Below are 19,296 nucleotides of genomic sequence, written 5' to 3'. Positions count from 1 at the left end.
ATGCAGGTCTTCCTCAACATGGACAGCATGATCGGCAAGGACTTTGAGGCCGGGCTCGCCAGCTTGAAGAAGCTCACCGAGAAGTAACGGCCTCGCACCTCAAGGAAACGAAGAGGAGAGAAGCGATGCTCAATCCCTATCTGTTCTATCAGGACACCTGCGAAGCGGCGTTCAATTTCTATGCCAAGGTTCTCGGCGGCAAGATCGACGCCATGATGCGTGTCTCGGACGCGCCGCCGGACACGCCGGGCGCAGTTGGCCGCGAGAAGACGATCATGCACGCGCGGATGTCGCTGCCCGGCGGAAGCGTGCTGATGGGCTCCGACGCGCCGCCCGAGCACTTTCACAAGCCGCAGGGCTTTTCCATCTCGATCACGCTGACCGATGCGGCGGAAGCCGAGCGCAAGTTCAATGCGCTCGCGGATGGCGGCACGGTGACCATGCCCTTCAGCAAGACATTCTGGGCCAAGGGCTTTGGCATGTGCGTCGACAAGTTCGGTATCCCCTGGATGGTGAACTGCCCGGCAGAGGGAATGTAACAGGCGCGATCGCCTGCTGCGCCACGACTGATCCCTCTCCCTGCCGTTACGGGAGAGGGACACCTATAAAGTCGTGAATGTCGAACGGCCGATCGGCTGTAGGCCTTCTCACCGGATCGATCCGGTTACGTCCTCGCTGGGCGGCGGCGACTGAACGCAGCGAGGGCAGATCACGAGCTTCGTGCCGAGCTGCCCGTCGTTCTCAGCCTCGATCTCGTCTTGGACAGCCCACCATGCGTCGGAGTAGGGGCGCAGGGTGCCGAGCACTCTTTCCCGTTCCTGATTCGGATCGCTCTCTGCAGGGGCGTAAGTCGCCGCGCGCCGTTTTGTGACAGGAGGCCGGTTCGAGGCTCGGTTCGGGGCTCGGTTCGGGTCTTGGCCGAAGCCATCCCATGCGATTGGACGACGCTCCTGCGCCGGCGCGACTGCGCATCCCATGAGCGCTGCGCAAAAAGTGAGCAAGACGAAGCCGAGTCGTATCATGCCGGACCTTTGGTGCGGTACGCGACACGCAAAATCCGCGTGGGAAGGTTTGCATCGCGCCGGTTAAATGGAACTTAAGGCAAACGGCGTGGCCGGCATGGCCGAATATCCGAATTTGGAGTCTCGATTCGCACCACTTTGCGAGAGCAGTGAGGCCGCTTCGTGAAATGATACTGACCGCATCGCACAACAACTGGCGCAATATTGGGCTGTGAACTCTGCGCAGAATCGTTATTAATTGCTTCATAAATTTTACAAACTGGGGTGGGCGTAACTAGGAAGGGGAGCGACCGATGGCAGCGGCGCTACAGATTAATTTTGCACTTTGGGGCATGCTCATCTGCGCAAGCCTGGAATTGGCGCAGACGATCCACAGCTTCTATTAGGCCGGGCGAGCGTGGAGCCGGCGCAATTCCTCCGGCGCGTGCGCCTGCTAGCTGACGAGCAATGCGACGAGCGTGAAGCTGACGCTCGCGATCACGATCATCGAAACGATGTAGCCGCACCGTCCGCGCGGGCGGCGGTCCCCGCCGCGGCGGCCCGTCACCTCTCAGGCGGGCTCTGACGGTGCGAGCGCAGCCTGCGCGCCTGAGCCGATCCCCGCGGTCATCGCGCCCCGGAGCGGCCTCAGCCTGGCCGGCACCATCATAGACGGCTAGGAAAAGCCGGAAACCGCTTAAATTGGGCAGGCAATGCGAAGCGGTTGAGCGGATTCAACGTCCCCAGGAGCCGGAATTTTGCAAGATTGCCTAATCGCCGGACAGGAGTGGATTCAACCCGGTCACAATGCTGACTGCGGCCGGATGGATCCTTATCGGCAGCGCGGATAGATCGCGGCGAGGTCGCGCCCTCTGAGTAAAAGCAACCGCGAGGTGAGGCCGCCGTGGCGGTCGATCCAGTCGCGCACCGGGTCGGGATAGGCAGCAAGCACTGCGTCGGATGCTTCCGGTTCGGCATAAAAGCGCCCGCGCCGGTCGACCGAACGCGCCGCATGGAAGCCGAGCACGGCGCGTTTCGTGACGCAGATGCGATTGCCCGGCACGATGCTCAGCACCAGCGTGCAGGCGGACAGGCAGGGACCGTCGATCACCACGCGGTCGCCGCTCTCGCGCACCTTCTCGAACAGGTCGAGGAACGGCCCGACCTGTCCGCCCGGGCTCTCGATGATGCGGACTTCGGCTTCTGCAGACGCGGACGCGAGCAGGGCCGCGGCGAGCAGCAAGATTTTGGTGAAAGTGACGCGTCGCATGAACCACTCCACAAACTCGATCCCGTAACAAAGCGTAGCGTGCCCACCAAAGTGCCACGCATCCGGAACGATGGTGAGCACGGCACTTGCGCGCCTTTGCTCACCTTACAAGTCTCGTGCCTACCCGTTGCGGCGCTGGCCGCGCAGCGTCGGCAGGCCGATACCCGCCGCATCGAAGCCTCCATCGACGGCCAAAATTTGGCCGGTGATGTAACTCGCGCTTCCTGAGCAAAGGAAGTAGATCGCTTCGGCGAGTTCCTCTTCCAGGCCGTAGCGGTTGAGCGGAATGGCGTCGTGGTAGTCGGCTCGGATCTCCTTGGTGTGCACCTGCTTCGCCATCGCGGTGTCGACCGGTCCCGGCGCGACCGCGTTGACGCGGATGTTGAGCGAGGCGAGCTCGACCGCGAGTTGCTTGGTCAGGTGCGCGAGTCCCGCCTTGCTGGTGCCGTAGGCCGAGCGCAACGTCGAGGCGCGCACGGCCGAGATCGAGGTGATGTTGACGATCGCGCCGCCATTGCCGTCGCGCATCAGTGGCACCGCGGCCTTGGTGCACAGGAACGGGCCGGTGAGATTGACGTCGAGCACGCGGCGCCAGTCGGCTTCCGACGTCTCCATCATTGGCGCGAATACGGCGATCCCGGCATTGTTGACGAGCGCGTCGAGCCGGCCGAACTGCCGCTCGATCGTCGTCATCGCGGCGCCAACCGCGGTCGCGTCCGAGACGTCGCAGGTGAGCGCCAGCGTTGCCTCGCTTTGGCCGATTTCGACGATCGCATGCCTAAGCAACTCGCCCTCGATGTCGAGCAGCGCCACGCGCCAGCCCTCGGCCAGGAATTTCTTCGCGGTCGCAAGCCCGATGCCGCGCGCGGCTCCGGTGACGAGGGCGACTTTTTGCGGGGCTTGCGGCATTGGCTGATCTGTCCTGTGTCGAAAAGGGTGGTCGCGCGCGGGCGCGCGCTCCTTCTACTGCGCTTTCGTCCGGGCGAGGAAGAGGCAGGCGAGGGCAAGCAGAAACGCCGGAACCGTCACCCCCCGCGTAACTGCTTCTCGGTTGTGCGGGGATGACGGATATAGAGATTTAGCCTACGACAACTCCGCCGAGGCGTGCTGCATGTTGGCGGATATGTCAGCGGTCGCGGGCGACATTTGAGAAATATTTCCCGTTTCGCGCAAGGAGCGCTGCCGCAAATTGTCGGTGTCGCCGCTTCTGCATCGTCTTGCATGGGACTTCGTCTCTGGAGACCGACCGATGCCCGATGACTTCGAACGCCTGATTCGAAACCTTTTCGCCGCCTATCTCGCCAACGACCGGCAACAGGTTAGCGATGCACTCACCGATGATTTCCGTTTCACCAGTCCGTTCGATGACGACCTCGACAAGGCGACCTATTTCGAGCGCTGTTGGCGCGACGCCGGTTGGATCGCCCGCCACGATATCGAGCGCATCTTCGTCCGGGGCAATGAGGCCTTCGTCACCTACCACTGCCTGGCAAGAGATGGCAGGAGCTTCCGGAACACGGAGTTCTTCACCTTTGAAGGCGGCAAGGTCCGCCGCATCGAGGTCTATTTCGGCGCGGCCCGTCAGGACGATCGTTTTCTCCCGCAGTCGCGCTAGCGGTTCGGCATGATCTTCGGAAAAATGACCTCCGAAATAATTTCCGCGGGCCTGTCGGTTCTGTAAAACCCCGTTCGTCTTATGAGGGAGCACAGGCCAGTAACGGCCGGGACCCAAGATAATGTCGATCAATGGATTCCGGACCTGCGCCTTGCGGCGCATTCCGGAATGATAGTGAAAACAGGACCACCATGCGTTTCATGATGCTGATGATCCCGCTCGGCTACGAGAGTGCGCCGGCGGACGTTCCACTCGATCCCGAGCGTATTGCCGCGATGATGCGCTACAACGAGGCGCTGAAGGATGCCGGCGTGCTGATCACGCTCGACGGCCTGCATCCGCCGTCCACCGGCGCGCGCGTCTCGTTTGCGACCGGCGTGCCCGTTGTGACCGACGGCCCCTTCACCGAAGCCAAGGAAGTCCTGGGCGGCTACTGGATGATCGAGGTTGCCTCGCGCGAGGAAGCGATCGCCTGGGCCAGGAAGTGTCCGGCGTCGCCGAACGAAGTCATTGAGATCCGGCAAGTGCAGGAGATAGCGGATTTTCCGCCTGACGTGCAGGAGGTCGTGGCCGGCTTCGACGACCTCAAGAAGTAGTTAGCAACGACCCACCGCGTTCAATCGATCAACAAAGGAGAAGCGACCGATGAGCACCGACACCTATCTCGCCGTTTTCCTCGGCAGCAAGAACAGCCCGAAATGGGCCGCGTGGAATGCGATGTCCGACGCCGAGCGCAAGGCGAAAGAGCAGGAGGGCATGGCGGCCTGGAAGGGCTGGGTCGAGAAGCACCAAGGCGCGATCCAGACCATGGGCGGCCCGCTCGGCAAGACCAAGAAGGTCGACGGAAAGGGCGTCGCCGACATCGCCAACGAGATGGGCGCCTTCACCGTGGTCCGCGCCGCCTCCCATGAAGCCGCGGCAAAAATGTTCGAGAACCATCCGCACTTTGCGATCTTCCCCGGCGAGCGCGTCGAGATTATGCCGGTGCTGCCGATCCCGGGCGGTTAACCCGGCCTCCAGGGGCGGCTCGACAGAGCCGCCCCCGGACCGCGAGAACGACCCGTGGAAATACGGGTTAATCACGCCCCACTGCCGCTAGTGACCTTCACGCCGGGCTCATGTAAAAGTCGTTCACATGAGCTGGCGCAAGGAGCAGGGCCGCGCCGAGCGCGGCTACCACCACGGTAATCTCAAGGAAGCCCTGTTGCAGGCCGCCCTCGGGCTGATCGCCGAGAAGGGCGCGGCCGGCTTCACCTTTGCTGATGCCGCGCGCATGGCCGGCGTTAGCGCGGCGGCGCCCTACCGGCATTTCCGCGACCGCGACGAGCTGTTGTCCTCGATCGCCCAGCGCGGCTTCGAGCAGTTCGAAGCGCGCCTGACCGCGGCCTGGGACGACGGGCGGCCCGATACGGTCACGGCGTTCGAGCGCGTCGGCAAGGCCTATCTCGCCTTCGCCCGCGAGGAGCCCGCCTTCTACAATGCGATGTTCGAGTCCGGCCTGCCGGTCGATGCCAATCCAGCGCTGCAGGCCGCGAGCGAACGCGCCTTCAACATCATTCGCGCCGCGGCCGAGCGCCTCGCGGCACTCGCGCCCCCCCGGCATACCTCGCCCTCCTGCAATGATGATGGCGCTGCACATCTGGTCGATGGCGCATGGCGTCGCCTCGCTGTTTTCCCGTGGCGATGCCGCGCGCCGAAAACTGCCGATGTCGCCGGAAGAGCTGCTCGAAGCCGAGGTGCTGATCTATCTGCGCGGTCTCGGCTTCCCGACCGATCGCCGTCCCCCGGCCAAGGGCACCGAGCCGCCGCCGGTGCCACCGGAGGCGTCCTCCGGTTCTGGCGTGCCTCCCGGCGGCCCCTGGGGCAAGCCGAAATAAAATTACGCAAATAATTCGCCCGCCCTGTCTGGCGGTCGGCTTGACAAAATCGCGGGATGGTCTAGCTATGTAAATGTTATTTACATTCACAACGGCGCTGGTGCCGTGATGGAGATGGGAAATGGCCTACACCGCTGATGTCAATCGATGGCGCGGCCCTTCGGACCAACGCTATGAGCGCCCCCACATGCTCGATACGCCCTGGCATCCCGGCTGGATTGCCGTGACCATCCTCGGCTTCATCATCTGGTGGCCGATCGGACTTGCCCTTCTCTTTTTCACACTCGGGAGCAGAAGAATGTCGTGCTGGAGCAACCAGGATCGCTGGCAGAACAAGATGGAGCGGATGCAGTACAAGATGGATCGCATGCGTGACCGTATGGAGCGCCGCGGTTTTGGCTTTGGCTTCGGCCCGCCGTCCTCCGGCAATCGCGCCTTCGACGAGTACCGCACCGAAACGCTGCGCCGGCTCGAGGAAGAGCAGGTCGAGTTCAAGAACTTCCTCGACCGTCTGCGTCACGCCAAGGACAAGGAAGAGTTCGACCAGTTCATGGCGCAGCACAAGACGCGCCCGACCCCGCCGCCGACCGACCAGCCGCAGGGCTGATCTGGGGCCCACATCTCAAAGCCTTCAGGCGCATGCCCCCAAAGTCCTGATGGCCCCGAGCCGCCCGTCTGCGCAACCCGCAGGCGGGCGGTTTGGTTTGAGGAGTGCGGTTCGTCATGCCCGGGCATAGCCGTCCGAAGGACGGCGTCGCTTCCGCTCGCCTATGTCCCGGGTATCCACGTTCTTGGGGCGGGGTAGGACGTGGATGGCCGGGACAAGCCCGGCCATGACGGTGTGGATGCGCCTGTGCCTATCCAGAACCAGGCACCATAGAACCCGATCCGTGCGGGCCTCGACCAAACCCTGAGCGTGTGCTTTCCGCGCGCAGACGGGTACGGCCATGACGAACGCTGGACGCAAGCAGATCAGGCAATGGATCGCACTTCTCGAGCGCGTGTCTGCGCTGTTCGATCGATACGGTGCCTCGGTGCCGCTTGCGATCGCGTTTCTCAATGGATGGCCGACGAAGGTCGAACTCTCTCCGCACTGGCAGGTCGGCGAGTCCTAGAAGCTCTTTCTCAGCCTCGGCCTTTATACCCTCGCCGCGTTCGCGCTGAGGCGCGCCATCTCGTTGCAGCAGCGGGCCTCGACCCATGATCCTGCTCCGCGATTTTGCGCGCTCTATGTCCTGCCCGTCTTCGCTGCGGCAGGCGGCTGGCTGTTTGCGCTCAGCCTGCGCAAGCAGACCCGGCGAAGACGCGCGCGTGACCGACACGTCCCGGCGACATGAGTGGCGCCGTGCTGTAACGCATGGCCGCGAGACTCAGCTCGTCGTGGCGAGTTGTGCGCGAACCGAAGCCAGGAAGTGTTCGTAGGCGTGATCCACGATCTCGTTGAGCGATCGCGTTCGCGCGAAGATCGCCTTGGCCTCGGCGAGAAACTCGTCGCGGGTCGGAATCTTCGGCAGATGCAGATGCGTCAGCGCATCGACGCCTTCATGGGCGCGATTGAAGATGTCGTGCAGCGTTGGCAGTTGCAGCTGGGCCAGATCGGCTCGGTGCAGCGCCGACGAGATCGCGTGCGCCAAAGCCTGCGCGTCGAACCGTCCCGCAAGCTCGCGGGCCGCCCGATGGATGACCCGCGAGCCGAGCGGCTGCTCGTTGCGCAGCACCAGGTCCGGCGGTGCCTTCATGTTCCAGACGACGCCGAACCAAGACAAGGCCTTCAGGATGTAATAGGTCACGTCGACTTCCCACCAGCGAAAGCCCTGTCGTACGCTGCTTTGGTAGGCGTGGTGATTGTTGTGCCAGCCCTCACCCAGGGTGAACAACGCCAACAGCCAGTTGTTGCGGGAATCATCGCCCGTCACGTATCGTTTCCGTCCATGCACATGGGCGAGGGAATTGATGCAGAAGGTCGCGTGATAGAGCAGCACCGTGCTCCACAGGAAGCCGACCACCAGACCCGACCACCCCGCAACCAGGAAGCAGAGCGCTGCAAGCGCAACGGCCGGCAGGAGTTCCAGCCGATGCAGCCACATCAGTTCCGGATAGCGCGCGAGATCGCCGACTTTCACGAGGTCGGTCGCGTCGTGCTGCCGGGAAAAAATCCAGCCGAGATGGCTGTACAGGAAGCCGCGATGACGCGGTGAATGCACGTCGATTTCGGTATCAGAATGCAGATGATGATGTCGATGCTTGGCCGCCCACCACAAAACGCTCTTCTGCGCGCTGCTTTGCGCGAGGCAGGCGAGGACGAACTGAAACACCCGGCCGGTCGCAAAAGCCCGATGGGAAAAATAGCGGTGGTAGCCTGCGCCGATTGCAAACATGCGCACGACATACAGTGAACCGCAGATCGCGACGGCCTGCCAGGTGACGCCTGACCAGATGGCCGCAGCGCAGCCGAGATGGACCAACAGGAACGGCACGGCAGAGGGGTACATAATGTCGTCGTGATGGTCGTCGGCAGGGGCGTTGGGCGACATATTTCAGCGTGACCTTTGGGTGACGAGGATCAGGGATTTGCTTCAGCAGCGCCGAAGGCTGCCGCGCACGAAAAACCCGCGGATGGCGGACCACCGCGGGGCTTGAACGAGATGCTTTGCGTGTACACCCCTGGCCAAAGCAGCGTCGGCCGAAAACTCGATTGACCATATGGTTGCGGATGCCTGGCATGCAAGCTCGTAGCTTCACGGGGAGCTGCGGCGCGGCGCTTGGATCGCCACGCCTGCCGCTGATGCGGTGTGGCGCGCGGGCCGCCCACGGCCTATATTCGACACGTGAGAAGGAAGCGTCAAAACACCGCAGGCGGCGATGATGGCAGCTGCGACCGCGACGAACGATAGCCTCTGGCAGAAGATACGCGACGAGGCGCAGCGCGCGACTGCTGCCGATCCCGTGTTCGGCAAGGTCCTTGCTGATGCCATTCTTGCCCAAGATGATTTTGCGGCGGCTCTGGCCGATCTGATCGGGCGGCGGCTTGGTGCCGGCGCGGCCGAACGCGCGCGTTTCAAAGCTTTTTCTCTCGACGCGTTGCGCGGCCAGCCGGAGCTGATCGAAACGGCCGGCCGCGATTTGCACGCCATCGTGGACCGCGATCCCGCCGTCCGCGGCCTGTTGCCGCCGCTGCTGCATTTCAAGGGCTATGTGGCGCTGCAGGCCTGGCGCGTCTCGAACTGGCTCTGGCGTTGCGGCCACATCGATGCGGCACTGCTGTTTCAGAACGAGGCGTCGAACGTCTTGCAAGTCAGCATTCATCCGGCCGCCAGCATCGGGTCGTCCGTCTATCTCGACCATGCCACGGGCATCGTGATCGGCGCCAACGTCGTCATCGGCGACGAGGTCACCATCCTCCAGAATGTCAGCATCGGCCGCCGCGGTGAACTGCCGACGCGCTCGCCGCGCATCGGCCGCGGCGCCTTCATAGGCGCCGGCGCGACCATCCTCGGCGACATCAGCATCGGCGATCTTGCGAAGATTGGTGCTGGTACTGTCGTGACGGACGACGTTCCCGGTGGCTGCACCGCGGTCGGCAATCCCGCGCGGCTGACCAACTGCCCCGAACCCGCCTCCGCGGCCTGAGCCATCAATCGATCTCCAGGAGACGTGCAAATGAAGACGGCAATCGTGATCGGCGTCGGTCCCGACCGCGGGCTCGGGGCCCGGCTCTGCAAGCGCTTTGCAGCCGACGGGCTCAAGGTGATCGTCGCGGGGCGGACGCTGTCTGCGTTGCAGGCGGTTGCCGGCGATATCGGGAAGGCGGGCGGGGCGGCTGTCCCCTTCGTCGCGGACGCGACCAAGGAGAGCGACGTCGCCGCGCTGTTCGATGCAGCCGGCGAAAACCTCGACCTCGCCATCTACAACGCCGGCAACAACACGCCCGGCAAAATCATCGAGATGGAGGCCGACTATTTCGAGCAAGCCTGGCGCGTGGTGTGCTTCGGCGGTTTCCTGTTTGGCCGCGAGGCAGTGCGCCGCATGGCGCCGAAGAAGGCCGGCACGCTGCTCTTCACCGGCGCCAGCGCCTCGCTGCGCGGGCGCTGCGGCTATGGCGCCTTCAACTCGGCCAAGGCCGGCCTGCGCACGTTGGCGCAGGCCATGGCCAAGGAATATGCGAGCGACGGCATCCATGTCGGCCATGTCGTGGTCGACGGCGCGATCGCCGGCGACAAGATCCTGACGCGCTTTCCGGATGCGGCCGGCCGCGAGGACAGCCTGATCGACATCGAGGGCATCGTCGATGCCTTCGCCTTCCTTTACCGCCAGCCGGAGCGCGCATGGTCGTTCGAGGTCGATGTGCGGACCTCGAAGGAGAGGTGGTGAGGAGGGCAGCCCGAGCCGTCCTTCAAAACGCGCGGTGGTGCCACCCGGCGCGCTGCGCTCCCTCCCCCCTTGCGGGGAAGGGCAGGGAAGGGGGGTAGCCCAGGAAAAGGTGTTCGTTGAGCGCGCTAACTGTTCTTAGTCACGGTGAGAGTCCCCGTGGGGCACCCCTCTCCCTAGCCCTCCCCCGCAAGGGGGAGGGAACTGACCTTGCTCGGGCTGGCAGCTTCCAATCCGGCAAGCGCCACGCAGCACCATCTCTACCAACTGACGCGCCCCCATCCCCCTGTGCTGCCTGTCTTTCCCGCAGCAATTTCGCCACTGGTAACCCCGCATTAACCAACGCCGGGCTCTGGTAATCGCGGACCATCGCGCCCGGAGCCCGAAGGCAAGGCCCCGGGTCGAGGCCCTTAGTTTTGACATCTTGGCAGGGAATGCAGGCGGCCGGCTTTGGACGAGCCCCTGCACCCCAGAAAGACAAGGCTTAGAGCGGGCTTGCCAGCTGCGCCGGTTTGCGCGGCTGTTGGGGAACCGGCGGTCATTTGCTGGCCGGAGACATCAGGTAACGACCGCCTTGAGAGGATACTGCTTATGAATCCGGCCGACGTGGCCCAGTCAGCCCTTCCGGTTGCCGCTTCCGCGGACGTGTCGCTGATCGCGTTGTTCTGGCAGGCTCACTGGATCGTGAAAGGGGTCATGCTGGGACTTCTGTCCTGCTCGGTCTGGGTCTGGGCGATCGCCATCGACAAGATCTTCCTGTTTGCCCGCACCCGCCGTTCGATGGACCGCTTCGAGCAGGCCTTCTGGTCCGGCGAGTCGATCGAGGAACTTTACCGCACGCTCTCGGCCAAGCCGACGCATTCCATGGCAGCCTGCTTCGTCGCGGCGATGCGCGAGTGGAAGCGTTCCTTCGAGAGCCATGCCCGCTCCGTCGCGGGTCTTCAGATGCGCATCGACAAGGTGATGAACGTCTCGATCGCGCGCGAGGTCGAGCGGCTGGAGCGCCGGCTCCTGGTGCTTGCGACCGTCGGCTCCGCCGGCCCCTTTGTCGGCCTGTTCGGCACGGTGTGGGGCATCATGTCGAGCTTCCAGTCCATCGCGGCGTCGAAAAATACCTCCCTGGCGGTGGTGGCCCCCGGTATCGCCGAGGCGCTGTTTGCGACCGCCGTCGGCCTTATCGCCGCCATTCCTGCCACTATTTTCTACAATAAGTTTACTTCCGAGGTGAACCGGCAGGCCCAGCGGCTTGAGGGCTTCGCCGATGAATTCTCAGCCATCCTGTCGCGTCAGATCGACGAGCGGGGCTGACGGGCGGCATGTATGACGGCACGTATAGTGTGAAGGGCAATTTGGGCAGCACACCATGGGCATGAACGTTGCGAGTTCGTCCGGAGGCGGCGGCCGCCGCAGCCGGCGCAAGCCGGTCATGGCCGAGATCAACGTCACGCCGATGGTCGACGTGATGCTGGTGCTGCTCATTATCTTCATGGTGTCAGCACCGCTACTCACGGTCGGCGTGCCGCTCGACCTGCCTCAGACCCAGGCCAAGAGCCTTGAGCAGAACGACCAGAAGCCGATCCAGATGTCGGTCGACATCAAGGGCAAGGTGTTCATCAACGACGCCGAGATCGCGATCAACGAACTGGTGCCGAAGCTCAAAGCGATCACGGACGCGCGCGGCGGGCTCGAGGAACGCATCTACCTGCGCGCCGACAAGAAGGCGGATTACGGGACGGTGGCCAGGGTGATGGGCCTGTTGTCCGGCGCGGGATTCAAGAAGCTGGCGCTCGTCACGGAAGCGGATCAGGGGTAAGCCGTGAACGTGAAGGTCGACAAGACACTCGTTGCGTCGATTGCCCTGCATGTCCTCGTGCTGGGATGGGGGCTGGTCACCTTTAGCAGCAAGGCCTTCATCGCGCCGGAAGAGTCGCTGCCGATCGATATCATCTCGACCGACCAGCTTGCGCAGATCACCGCCGGGCAAAAGACCGGCAAAAAGGAAGAGCCGAAGCCCAAGGTCGAGAAGATCTCCGACGCGCCGCCTGACGAGGACGCCGTCGGCAAGGTCACCACGAAGAAAGAGCTGATCAAGACCACTTCGACGCCCGAGCCGCCGCCGAAGCCCGCCGAGAAGCCGGTCGAGAAGAAGCCCGAGCCGCCCAAGCCGGTCGCCGAGGCCAAGCCAAAAGAAGAGCCGAAGCCGGAGGAGAAGAAGCCTGATCCGGCCAAGGAAGATCCGATCGCCGAGCTCCAGAAGAAGCTGGAAACGAAGAAGCCGCCGCCCAAGCCGCCCCAGCCCAAGGTCGCGGCAGTGCAGCCGCAGCAGCAGCCGAAGCCCAAGGAGCGCACCTTCGACCCCGCGCAGATCCAGCGCGATCTCGACAAGCGCGATCCGACCCGGCACGAGCTGACCGGCTCGGCCTTGAATGCGTCTGCTTCGCTCGGGTCTACGACGGGGAAAGCCGTCACGAATGTCGCGACATGGCAAGGTGCGTTCATGTCAGCGGTCAGGCGCTGTTTCACGCCGACTTATAACGGGCAGGACGCCGATCAATACGAAGTCGACATTGATGTTTCCATGAAGATCGATGGATCGCTGGCATCCGAGCCGGTCGTCGTTGCGGCGAGAGGACCGTCCCGGTCGATCGCTCAGGCGGTGGCGGAGAGTGGCAAGCGCGCCATCGTGCAATGTCAGCTCTATTCGTTCCTGCCAAAGCAACAGTATGACACCTGGAAAACCATTCCGATGCGCTTCGGCCTGAAAGACATGTTGTGACATCCGAACAAAAGAATTTTGCGATGAATAAACCTCGATTGATCACCCGCCGTCGTTTCATGACCGTCAGCGGATCGGCGCTGGCGATGCTTGGGAGCGGACACGCCTTGGCCCAGGCCCAGCAAGGGCGGCTTCAAATCAATCCCACCGAATTCCAGCCGATCCCGATCGCGATCACCAACTTCCTGCCGGGCTCGCCGTCCGATGGCGATGTCGGCAACGGCGTCACGCAGGTGATCACCAATAACCTGAAGCGCTCGGGCCTGTTTGCCCCGATCGACCAGGCCGCCTTCATCGAGCGCATCAACAATATCGACGTCGCGCCGCAGTTCCAGAACTGGAAGACCATCAACGCCCAGGCGCTGGTCACCGGCCGGATGACGCGGCAACCGGACGGACGGCTCAAGGCCGAATTCCGCCTGTGGGACGTGGTCTCCGGCCAGCAGCTCGCCGGCCAGCAATATTTCACCTCGCCGGAATACTGGCGGCGCATCGCGCACATCATCTCCGACCAGATCTATGAGCGGATGACCGGCGAGAAGGGCTATTTCGACAGCCGCGTCGTGTTCGTCGATGAGACCGGCGCGAAGGAGCGCCGGGTCAAGCGGCTTGCGATGATGGACCAGGACGGCGCCAATGTGCGCTATCTGACCCGCGGCTCCGACCTCGTGCTGACGCCGCGCTTCTCGCCGAACTCGCAAGAGATCACCTACATGGAGTTCGGCCAGGGCGATCCGAGAGTTTATCTCTTCAACATCGAGACCGGCCAGCGCGAGATCGTCGGCAACTTCCCGGGCATGACCTTCGCGCCGCGCTTCTCGCCTGACGGCCAGCGCGTCATCATGAGCCTGCAGCAGGGCGGCAATTCCAACCTGTTCGTGATGGACCTGCGCTCGCGCTCGACCACGCGCCTCACCGACACGCCGGCGATCGATACGTCTCCTTCTTACTCGCCAGACGGCACCCGCATCTGCTTCGAGTCCGATCGTGGCGGCAGGTCGCAGATCTATGTCATGGCGGCGGGCGGCGGACAGGCGCAGCGCATCTCGTTCTCCAAGGACGACACCAACGCCACCTATTCGACGCCGGTGTGGTCGCCGCGCGGCGACTACATCGCCTTCACCAGGCAAGGCGGCGGGCAGTTCTCGATTGGAGTCATGAAGCCGGACGGGTCCGGCGAGCGGCTCCTCACCTCCGGCTACCACAACGAAGGCCCCACCTTCTCGCCGAACGGCCGCGTGGTGATGTTCTTCCGCGATCCCGGCGGCAACAGCGGACCCTCGCTGTTCTCCGTCGACATCTCCGGCCGCAACGAGTTGAAAGTACCGACGCCGGGCTTCGCCTCCGATCCAGCATGGTCGCCGCTGCTGTCAGCGACGCCGGGCTAAAAACCTAGGGTTAGAAACATCGCGCGTTTGGACGCGCGATGTTTTCGAAAGAGGCACGCCGATTTTTTCGGGTTCGGCGCGGGACGCAAGCTTTCCTTTACCTTGTGCCCGGCAGCGTTTGCCTAGTTGCTTGATATTTCAGCAGAAACAGGTTCGCAATTGCCGAAAAACAACTCGACTTTAACGACGTTCCCTCAGAAAGGCTTCATCTCGGCTGGGTAAAAGTACGCGCCAAACAGGACGCGTAACAAGCCAATGCAACTGGCCGACCAGAAGCAGAGCGATCGAGACGAGCTGGAGCCCATACTCTACGCCGCTCTGATCAACTCTATGGTGCAGAATTTCTGGGCGATCTTCCTGGGCTCGGCCTCAGCGGCCGTGGCCGCGGTCATGACTGCGCTGAAGACCGGCGATGTCTGGCTGTGGCCGATCGCGTTTCTGCTGATCGCCATCGGCACCGCGCGTGCCTTCCAGATGCGCGGATACGAAAACCGAACGCACCCACTGTCATTCGAAGAGGCCAAGCATCTGGAGCCGCGCTACTGGATCGGCGCGCTCAGCTATGCCGCGGTACTCGGCCTGTGGGCCTTCGTCGTCATCTACAATAACGAGGATGCGATTGCCGACATGCTCTGTGTCGCCATCGGCATCGGCTACACCGCGGGCGGCGCCGCCCGAAATTACGGCCAGCCCCGGGTGATCCAGTGGCACGTCGCGCTGGCCTGCGGTCCGATGTCGCTGGCCCTGCTGCTGCATGGCGGCTTCTACCATGTCGGGCTCGCCATCCTGCTCGTGTTCTTCTTCATCGGCATGAAGAACATCAACCTCAGCCTGCATGCGATCTTCGTCAAGGCGCTGACCTCGAGCTTCCGGGAATCCGCGCTGGCGAGCCAGTTCGACACTGCGCTCAACAATATGCCGCACGGCCTTTGCATGTTTCGCGCCGACGGCCGCCTTGCGGTGATGAACCATCGCTTCGGCGAGCTGATGGCCTTGCCCGAGAATCTGGTCAAGCGCGGCGCCACCGCTGCGGACATCGTGTCGGCCTGCGTCGCCGCCAGGTCGATCTCGGCGGAGAGCGGCAACCAGGTCTTGGCCGAGATCGAGCATGCGCGGATCTGCGAGATCGTCACCGCCGATCCGGATCCCTCGCGCGGCCGCACGCTCGCCTGGACGTTCCAGCCGATGGCCCGCGGCGGCACCGTGCTGCTGCTGGAAGACATCACCGAACGCACCAACGCGGAGGCCCGGATCAGCCATCTCGCCCGCTATGATGAGCTCACCGCGCTGCCCAACCGGGTCAGCTTCCGCGACGAGATCGAGCGGCTGCTGGCGAACGCGCACCATGCCGAACGGCTCTCTGCGCTGCTGTTCGTGGACCTCGACCAGTTCAAGCAGGTCAACGACACGCTCGGTCATCCCTGCGGCGACCAGCTGCTGTGCGCGGTCGCCAACCGCCTGCGCGAGATGCTGCGGCCGGAGGATTTCGTCGCCCGCTTCGGCGGCGACGAGTTCGTCGTGTTCCAGCAGAACATCAGCGCGCCCGAGGACGCCGCGGCGCTGGCCCGCCGCATCGTCGAGCGGCTGAGCGAGCGCTACCGTATCGACAATCACTTGGTTGAGATCGGCGCCAGCGTCGGCATCGCGCTGACCTCGCCGGGCCGCGTCAGCGCCGATACGCTGCTGAAGAACGCCGACATGGCGCTGTACCGCGCCAAGGCCGACGGCCGCGGTACCTTCTGCTTCTTCCGCGACGAGATGGCGGCGACCGTCGAGGCCCGCCGCATCCTCGAGCTCGACCTGCGCAAGGCGCTCGCCAACGAGGAGTTCGAGCTGTTCTATCAGCCGCTGGTCAATCTGAGGTCCGGCAGGATCACCACCTGCGAGGCACTGCTGCGCTGGAACCATCCGGTGCGCGGCACGGTCTCGCCGGTCGACATCATCCCCGTCGCCGAGGACATGGGCCTGATCGTCGATCTCGGCCGCTGGATCCTGCGCCGCGCCTGCATGGAATGCATGAAGTGGCCGGAGAGCGTCAGCGTCGCCGTCAACTTCTCGCCGCAGCAATTCCACCAGCGCGACGTGTTGAGCGAGATCCGCTACGCGCTCGAAGTGTCGGGCCTGCCGGCGCATCGGCTCGAGATCGAGATCACCGAGTCCTCGCTGCTGCGCAACACCCAGCTCACCCACGACATCCTCTCGCAGCTCCATGCGCTCGGCGTGCGCATCTCGCTCGACGATTTCGGCACCGGCTATTCGAGCCTCAGCTACCTGCATAATTTCCCGATGCAGAAGGTGAAGATCGACCGCTCCTTCCTCGAGGGCATCGACAGCGACCGCCCGCTGACGCTTCTGCGCGGCGTGGCGCGGCTGTCCGCCGACCTCGGCATGTCGGTCGTGGTCGAGGGCATCGAGACCAACGAGCAGCTCGAGCTGATCAGCGCCGACGGCACCGTCACCGAGGCGCAGGGCTATCTGTTCAGCCGTCCGGTGCCCGCCGTGCGGATGCGACAGCTCCTCAACGCCTCGCATGGACGGCGCGGCGAGAGCCTGCTCCAGCTCGTCAGCTCGCGCACCTTCGCCTGAGTCTGTTTCCCGAAACGTCCCGTCATTTCAGGCTGTTGCTGGGTCGCTGTAGTCCTAGGGGGTTAACCCTAACCCCTCGAATGCTTTGCATACTTGTTAAGGGGGTGTTAACAAATCACCACGCGCGCACAGGTTGTCCTGTGTAAATGCGTAAGGCCAGCGTGTCGTGAGTTGCGGGGTAAGGAGTTGGAATGCGGTCCTCAGCCAGATCTGTCATTTCGGCTGTGGGACGGGGTGCGGAGCTCCTGACCGACGTCGATTATCATCTTGCGGAAACGGCCGAGGAGAAGGAGGAAATCTACAACCTCCGCTATCGCGCCTATCTGCGGGAGGGCGCCGTCAAGGAATCGGCGGAAGCCCGGGTCACCGACCGCTATGACGAGCTGCCGAACGCTTGGACCTTCGGCGTCTATCTCCGTGGCCAGCTCTGCAGCTCCGTGCGCATCAGCGTGCTGACCCCGGAATGGCGCCAGTCCACATCGGCCGATGTCTTCCCGGAGATCCTGCTGCCGCGGCTCGATCGCGGCGAGGTCATGATCGATCCAACCCGCTTCGTCGCCGATCCCGACCAGGTGAAGCGCGTTCCGGAATTGCCCTATCTGACGACCCGGCTCGCCTACATGGCCTGCGAGCATTTCAATGCCGACCTCGGCCTTGCCATCGTGCGCCCCGAGCATCAGGCCTTCTACCGCCGGGTGTTCCTGCATGAGACCATCGCCGAGCCCAGGCTGGTTCCCGGCCTCACCAAGCCGTTCGGGCTGATGGCGGCGGACTTCCCGACCTTCCGCAAAAAGGTGTTCGAGCGCTATCCGATCATGCGGTCCACCGCCTTCGAGCGGCGGATGCTGTTCGGTCGCGGTGGCCAACGCCAGGTCCCGCAGCGGCCGGTGCTCGTGGCGGACGCCGCTCTCGTCTGATTCTTGATTCTGCTTCTTGATATTGTGCCGGGCATAGTTCCAGCGCGCCTTTTGGCCCGTCCTCTCGACGTCCCACATCGGCATTTGAGCCTAAAATTCCGGCAAACGCAGGCGTTTTTGCCGACGACGCGGCTTGCCTTCACCCTCGCGCCACATTTACAACCCATTAACCATAGCGGTTGCTTTTCGCCGGTGGGGGCATTTGACCGGCTTTGGCAACGTCCCATCAAGGTTGACGGAACGTTCGCTTAACCAACCCCCTGTAGACCGGACAGCAGTGGACTAACGTGAGCGTGGAGGCTCCGGAATGAAACATCCTATGCGTATCCTCCAGGGATTGAAGCTGGCCGCGGTGCTGGCCGTTGCGCTGTCGATGGGCGCCTGCGCCAACAAGAACCTGGGTGCCGATGCGATGGCCAGCGCGGCGACGCCTGGCAGCCAGCAGGATTTCGTCGTCAACGTGGGTGACCGCGTGTTCTTCGAAAGCGACCAGACCGATCTGACCCCGCAGGCGATCGTGACCCTGGAGAAGCAGGCGCAGTGGCTCCAGACCTATCCGCGCTACAGCTTCACCATCGAAGGTCATGCCGACGAGCGCGGCACCCGCGAATACAACATCGCGCTCGGCGCCCGCCGCGCCCAGTCGGTGCGTTCGTTCCTCGCCTCGCGCGGCATCGACCCGAACCGCATGCGCACGATCTCCTACGGCAAGGAGCGTCCGGTGGCCGTCTGTAACGACATCTCCTGCTGGTCGCAGAATCGCCGTGCCGTCACCGTGCTGAACGCGAGCTCCTGACGATCAGTCAGGTGCCGTTCAGCTTCAGAAACGGATTATGCCGGCGCCCCTCTCGGGCGCCGGTTTCGTTTCAGCGATCTGTGACAGAAACCCCCTTGGTGGCAGTCACATTTTTGGCGTACTCCCTTCTTCATTGTGTGGCGCGGCGAATGATCCGCCGCATGCCGCGTCGTTTTCGTCGTCAGGGCAAGATGTCATCGAAATTCAAGGCAATTACCGGCACCGTGGCGACCGCCGCGCTGCTCTCTTTGTGCTCGCCCGTCTTTGCGCAGTCGGAAGATGTCGATCCTGAGATGCGGATCGAGCGGCTGGAGAGCCAGCTGCGCCAGCTCACCGGCCAGAACGAAGAGCTGCAATACCGCAACCGTCAGCTCGAAGAGCGCCTGCGGGCGCTCGAAGGCGGCGCGCAAGTCGTGCCCGGCCAGGCGCCGGTCCAGCCCAATGTCGCGGCGGTGCCGCCCGCCCAAATCGCACCGAGCCAAGCCGCACCGGCCTATCGCCAGCAGCAGCAGGCCGTGCAGCCGGGTTACGAGCAGCCCCAGATCTCTTCTCCCGCGCCGATCGTTCAGGAGCAGCCGGCGCCCGGCGCGCCCGGCGTTCGCCGCCGCGGCGATGCATTCGACCCGAACCAGAATCCCAATGCGCCCGGGGTGCCGCGTGCGCTCGGCGGCGGGCAACAGCCGATGTCGGCAGGCGCCCCTG

19 protein-coding genes and 3 pseudogenes are annotated in these 19,296 nt (G+C 63.7%); 18 read left to right on the top strand and 4 right to left on the bottom strand.

Features of this window, described 5'->3' with window-relative positions; genetic code table 11:
- A pseudogene (locus AC629_RS50260) lies at positions 1-87 on the top strand (polyketide cyclase); the annotation flags it as partial.
- A 38-nt stretch (positions 88-125) separates the two neighbouring features.
- On the top strand, positions 126-539 hold the full coding sequence (locus AC629_RS28385) for a VOC family protein (protein ID WP_084808178.1): 414 nt from the start codon (positions 126-128) through the stop codon (positions 537-539).
- Positions 540-647: 108 nt separating this feature from the next.
- On the opposite strand, the gene AC629_RS49030 is transcribed toward AC629_RS28385, so the two are convergent.
- The 3 genes from AC629_RS49030 to AC629_RS28370 all read right to left on the bottom strand — a co-directional run bounded on the left by AC629_RS49030 (position 648) and on the right by AC629_RS28370 (position 3,180).
- Complete coding sequence (locus AC629_RS49030) at positions 648-1,022, bottom strand: hypothetical protein (RefSeq protein ID WP_084808177.1); 375 nt, start codon at positions 1,020-1,022, stop codon at positions 648-650.
- Positions 1,023-1,833: 811 nt separating this feature from the next.
- Positions 1,834-2,271: a S49 family peptidase domain-containing protein gene (locus tag AC629_RS28375; protein WP_084808176.1), complete on the bottom strand. Its 438-nt coding sequence runs from the start codon at positions 2,269-2,271 to the stop codon at positions 1,834-1,836.
- Positions 2,272-2,391: 120 nt separating this feature from the next.
- Positions 2,392-3,180: an SDR family NAD(P)-dependent oxidoreductase gene (locus AC629_RS28370; protein WP_084808175.1), complete on the bottom strand. Its 789-nt coding sequence runs from the start codon at positions 3,178-3,180 to the stop codon at positions 2,392-2,394.
- Between the two features lie 340 nt (positions 3,181-3,520).
- Between AC629_RS28370 and AC629_RS28365 the strand changes: the two genes are divergently transcribed.
- The 6 genes and pseudogenes from AC629_RS28365 to AC629_RS28335 all read left to right on the top strand — a co-directional run bounded on the left by AC629_RS28365 (position 3,521) and on the right by AC629_RS28335 (position 6,878).
- On the top strand, positions 3,521-3,886 hold the full coding sequence (locus AC629_RS28365) for a nuclear transport factor 2 family protein (protein ID WP_084808174.1): 366 nt from the start codon (positions 3,521-3,523) through the stop codon (positions 3,884-3,886).
- A 191-nt stretch (positions 3,887-4,077) separates the two neighbouring features.
- Positions 4,078-4,482 (top strand): YciI family protein, encoded by a 405-nt coding sequence (locus tag AC629_RS28360; RefSeq protein WP_084808173.1) that lies wholly within the window; start codon positions 4,078-4,080, stop codon positions 4,480-4,482.
- A 49-nt stretch (positions 4,483-4,531) separates the two neighbouring features.
- Complete coding sequence (locus tag AC629_RS28355; RefSeq protein ID WP_084808172.1) at positions 4,532-4,894, top strand: YciI family protein; 363 nt, start codon at positions 4,532-4,534, stop codon at positions 4,892-4,894.
- A 127-nt stretch (positions 4,895-5,021) separates the two neighbouring features.
- Positions 5,022-5,763: pseudogene (locus AC629_RS28350) on the top strand (TetR/AcrR family transcriptional regulator).
- A gap of 121 nt (positions 5,764-5,884) precedes the next feature.
- Complete coding sequence (locus tag AC629_RS28345) at positions 5,885-6,370, top strand: DUF2852 domain-containing protein (RefSeq protein WP_084808171.1); 486 nt, start codon at positions 5,885-5,887, stop codon at positions 6,368-6,370.
- A 340-nt stretch (positions 6,371-6,710) separates the two neighbouring features.
- Positions 6,711-6,878, top strand: coding sequence for a hypothetical protein (locus AC629_RS28335; protein WP_210419121.1), 168 nt, complete (start codon positions 6,711-6,713; stop codon positions 6,876-6,878).
- A 255-nt stretch (positions 6,879-7,133) separates the two neighbouring features.
- Here AC629_RS28335 and AC629_RS28330 read toward each other — a convergent pair whose 3' ends face one another.
- The gene (locus AC629_RS28330) at positions 7,134-8,297 is read right to left on the bottom strand and encodes an acyl-CoA desaturase (RefSeq protein ID WP_084808169.1); all 1,164 of its coding nucleotides are present in this window, start codon (positions 8,295-8,297) and stop codon (positions 7,134-7,136) included.
- A 331-nt stretch (positions 8,298-8,628) separates the two neighbouring features.
- On the opposite strand from AC629_RS28330, the gene AC629_RS28325 reads away from it, so the two are divergent.
- The 10 genes and pseudogenes from AC629_RS28325 to AC629_RS28280 form a co-directional block, all read left to right on the top strand.
- Positions 8,629-9,393 carry a serine acetyltransferase domain-containing protein gene (locus AC629_RS28325; RefSeq protein ID WP_168195602.1) on the top strand — a complete coding sequence of 255 codons (765 nt, stop codon included), beginning with the start codon at positions 8,629-8,631 and terminating at the stop codon, positions 9,391-9,393.
- 30 nt (positions 9,394-9,423) lie between these two features.
- Entirely contained in the window at positions 9,424-10,134 is a 711-nt protein-coding gene (locus AC629_RS28320; protein ID WP_084808167.1) for an SDR family NAD(P)-dependent oxidoreductase, read from the top strand.
- 588 nt (positions 10,135-10,722) lie between these two features.
- On the top strand, positions 10,723-11,439 hold the full coding sequence (gene tolQ / locus AC629_RS28315; RefSeq protein WP_074121323.1) for a protein TolQ: 717 nt from the start codon (positions 10,723-10,725) through the stop codon (positions 11,437-11,439).
- 55 nt (positions 11,440-11,494) lie between these two features.
- Positions 11,495-11,944 (top strand): protein TolR, encoded by a 450-nt coding sequence (gene tolR, locus AC629_RS28310; RefSeq protein WP_028173005.1) that lies wholly within the window; start codon positions 11,495-11,497, stop codon positions 11,942-11,944.
- A gap of 3 nt (positions 11,945-11,947) precedes the next feature.
- Positions 11,948-12,907 (top strand): cell envelope integrity protein TolA, encoded by a 960-nt coding sequence (tolA, locus tag AC629_RS28305; RefSeq protein WP_084808166.1) that lies wholly within the window; start codon positions 11,948-11,950, stop codon positions 12,905-12,907.
- Positions 12,908-12,930: 23 nt separating this feature from the next.
- Entirely contained in the window at positions 12,931-14,295 is a 1,365-nt protein-coding gene (gene tolB / locus AC629_RS28300; RefSeq protein WP_210419120.1) for a Tol-Pal system beta propeller repeat protein TolB, read from the top strand.
- Positions 14,296-14,550: 255 nt separating this feature from the next.
- Positions 14,551-16,881 (top strand): putative bifunctional diguanylate cyclase/phosphodiesterase, encoded by a 2,331-nt coding sequence (locus AC629_RS28295; RefSeq protein ID WP_084808165.1) that lies wholly within the window; start codon positions 14,551-14,553, stop codon positions 16,879-16,881.
- Between the two features lie 191 nt (positions 16,882-17,072).
- Positions 17,073-17,798, top strand: a complete 726-nt coding sequence (locus AC629_RS28290) for an N-acyl amino acid synthase FeeM domain-containing protein (RefSeq protein WP_084808164.1) — start codon at positions 17,073-17,075, stop codon at positions 17,796-17,798.
- A gap of 307 nt (positions 17,799-18,105) precedes the next feature.
- The gene (gene pal / locus AC629_RS28285; RefSeq protein WP_074121319.1) at positions 18,106-18,594 is read left to right on the top strand and encodes a peptidoglycan-associated lipoprotein Pal; all 489 of its coding nucleotides are present in this window, start codon (positions 18,106-18,108) and stop codon (positions 18,592-18,594) included.
- A gap of 191 nt (positions 18,595-18,785) precedes the next feature.
- Positions 18,786-19,296, top strand: a pseudogene (locus tag AC629_RS28280) (tol-pal system protein YbgF); the annotation flags it as partial.

The organism is Bradyrhizobium sp. NAS80.1, from assembly GCF_001908205.1.
In the GTDB taxonomy this organism is placed as follows: Bacteria; Pseudomonadota; Alphaproteobacteria; order Rhizobiales; family Xanthobacteraceae; genus Bradyrhizobium.
The sequence above is the reverse complement of the archived record's forward strand: the minus strand, read 5'-3'. Positions and strand labels throughout refer to the sequence as shown.

Coding starts and splice junctions, on each gene's coding strand:
- AC629_RS28385 (WP_084808178.1), top strand. CDS start 126: ATGCTCAATCCCTATCTGTTCTATCAGGACACCTGCGAAGCGGCGTTC.
- AC629_RS49030 (WP_084808177.1), bottom strand. CDS start 1,022: ATGATACGACTCGGCTTCGTCTTGCTCACTTTTTGCGCAGCGCTCATG.
- AC629_RS28375 (WP_084808176.1), bottom strand. CDS start 2,271: ATGCGACGCGTCACTTTCACCAAAATCTTGCTGCTCGCCGCGGCCCTG.
- AC629_RS28370 (WP_084808175.1), bottom strand. CDS start 3,180: ATGCCGCAAGCCCCGCAAAAAGTCGCCCTCGTCACCGGAGCCGCGCGC.
- AC629_RS28365 (WP_084808174.1), top strand. CDS start 3,521: ATGCCCGATGACTTCGAACGCCTGATTCGAAACCTTTTCGCCGCCTAT.
- AC629_RS28360 (WP_084808173.1), top strand. CDS start 4,078: ATGCGTTTCATGATGCTGATGATCCCGCTCGGCTACGAGAGTGCGCCG.
- AC629_RS28355 (WP_084808172.1), top strand. CDS start 4,532: ATGAGCACCGACACCTATCTCGCCGTTTTCCTCGGCAGCAAGAACAGC.
- AC629_RS28345 (WP_084808171.1), top strand. CDS start 5,885: ATGGCCTACACCGCTGATGTCAATCGATGGCGCGGCCCTTCGGACCAA.
- AC629_RS28335 (WP_210419121.1), top strand. CDS start 6,711: ATGACGAACGCTGGACGCAAGCAGATCAGGCAATGGATCGCACTTCTC.
- AC629_RS28330 (WP_084808169.1), bottom strand. CDS start 8,297: ATGTCGCCCAACGCCCCTGCCGACGACCATCACGACGACATTATGTAC.
- AC629_RS28325 (WP_168195602.1), top strand. CDS start 8,629: ATGGCAGCTGCGACCGCGACGAACGATAGCCTCTGGCAGAAGATACGC.
- AC629_RS28320 (WP_084808167.1), top strand. CDS start 9,424: ATGAAGACGGCAATCGTGATCGGCGTCGGTCCCGACCGCGGGCTCGGG.
- tolQ (WP_074121323.1), top strand. CDS start 10,723: ATGAATCCGGCCGACGTGGCCCAGTCAGCCCTTCCGGTTGCCGCTTCC.
- tolR (WP_028173005.1), top strand. CDS start 11,495: ATGGGCATGAACGTTGCGAGTTCGTCCGGAGGCGGCGGCCGCCGCAGC.
- tolB (WP_210419120.1), top strand. CDS start 12,931: ATGAATAAACCTCGATTGATCACCCGCCGTCGTTTCATGACCGTCAGC.
- AC629_RS28295 (WP_084808165.1), top strand. CDS start 14,551: ATGCAACTGGCCGACCAGAAGCAGAGCGATCGAGACGAGCTGGAGCCC.
- AC629_RS28290 (WP_084808164.1), top strand. CDS start 17,073: ATGCGGTCCTCAGCCAGATCTGTCATTTCGGCTGTGGGACGGGGTGCG.
- pal (WP_074121319.1), top strand. CDS start 18,106: ATGAAACATCCTATGCGTATCCTCCAGGGATTGAAGCTGGCCGCGGTG.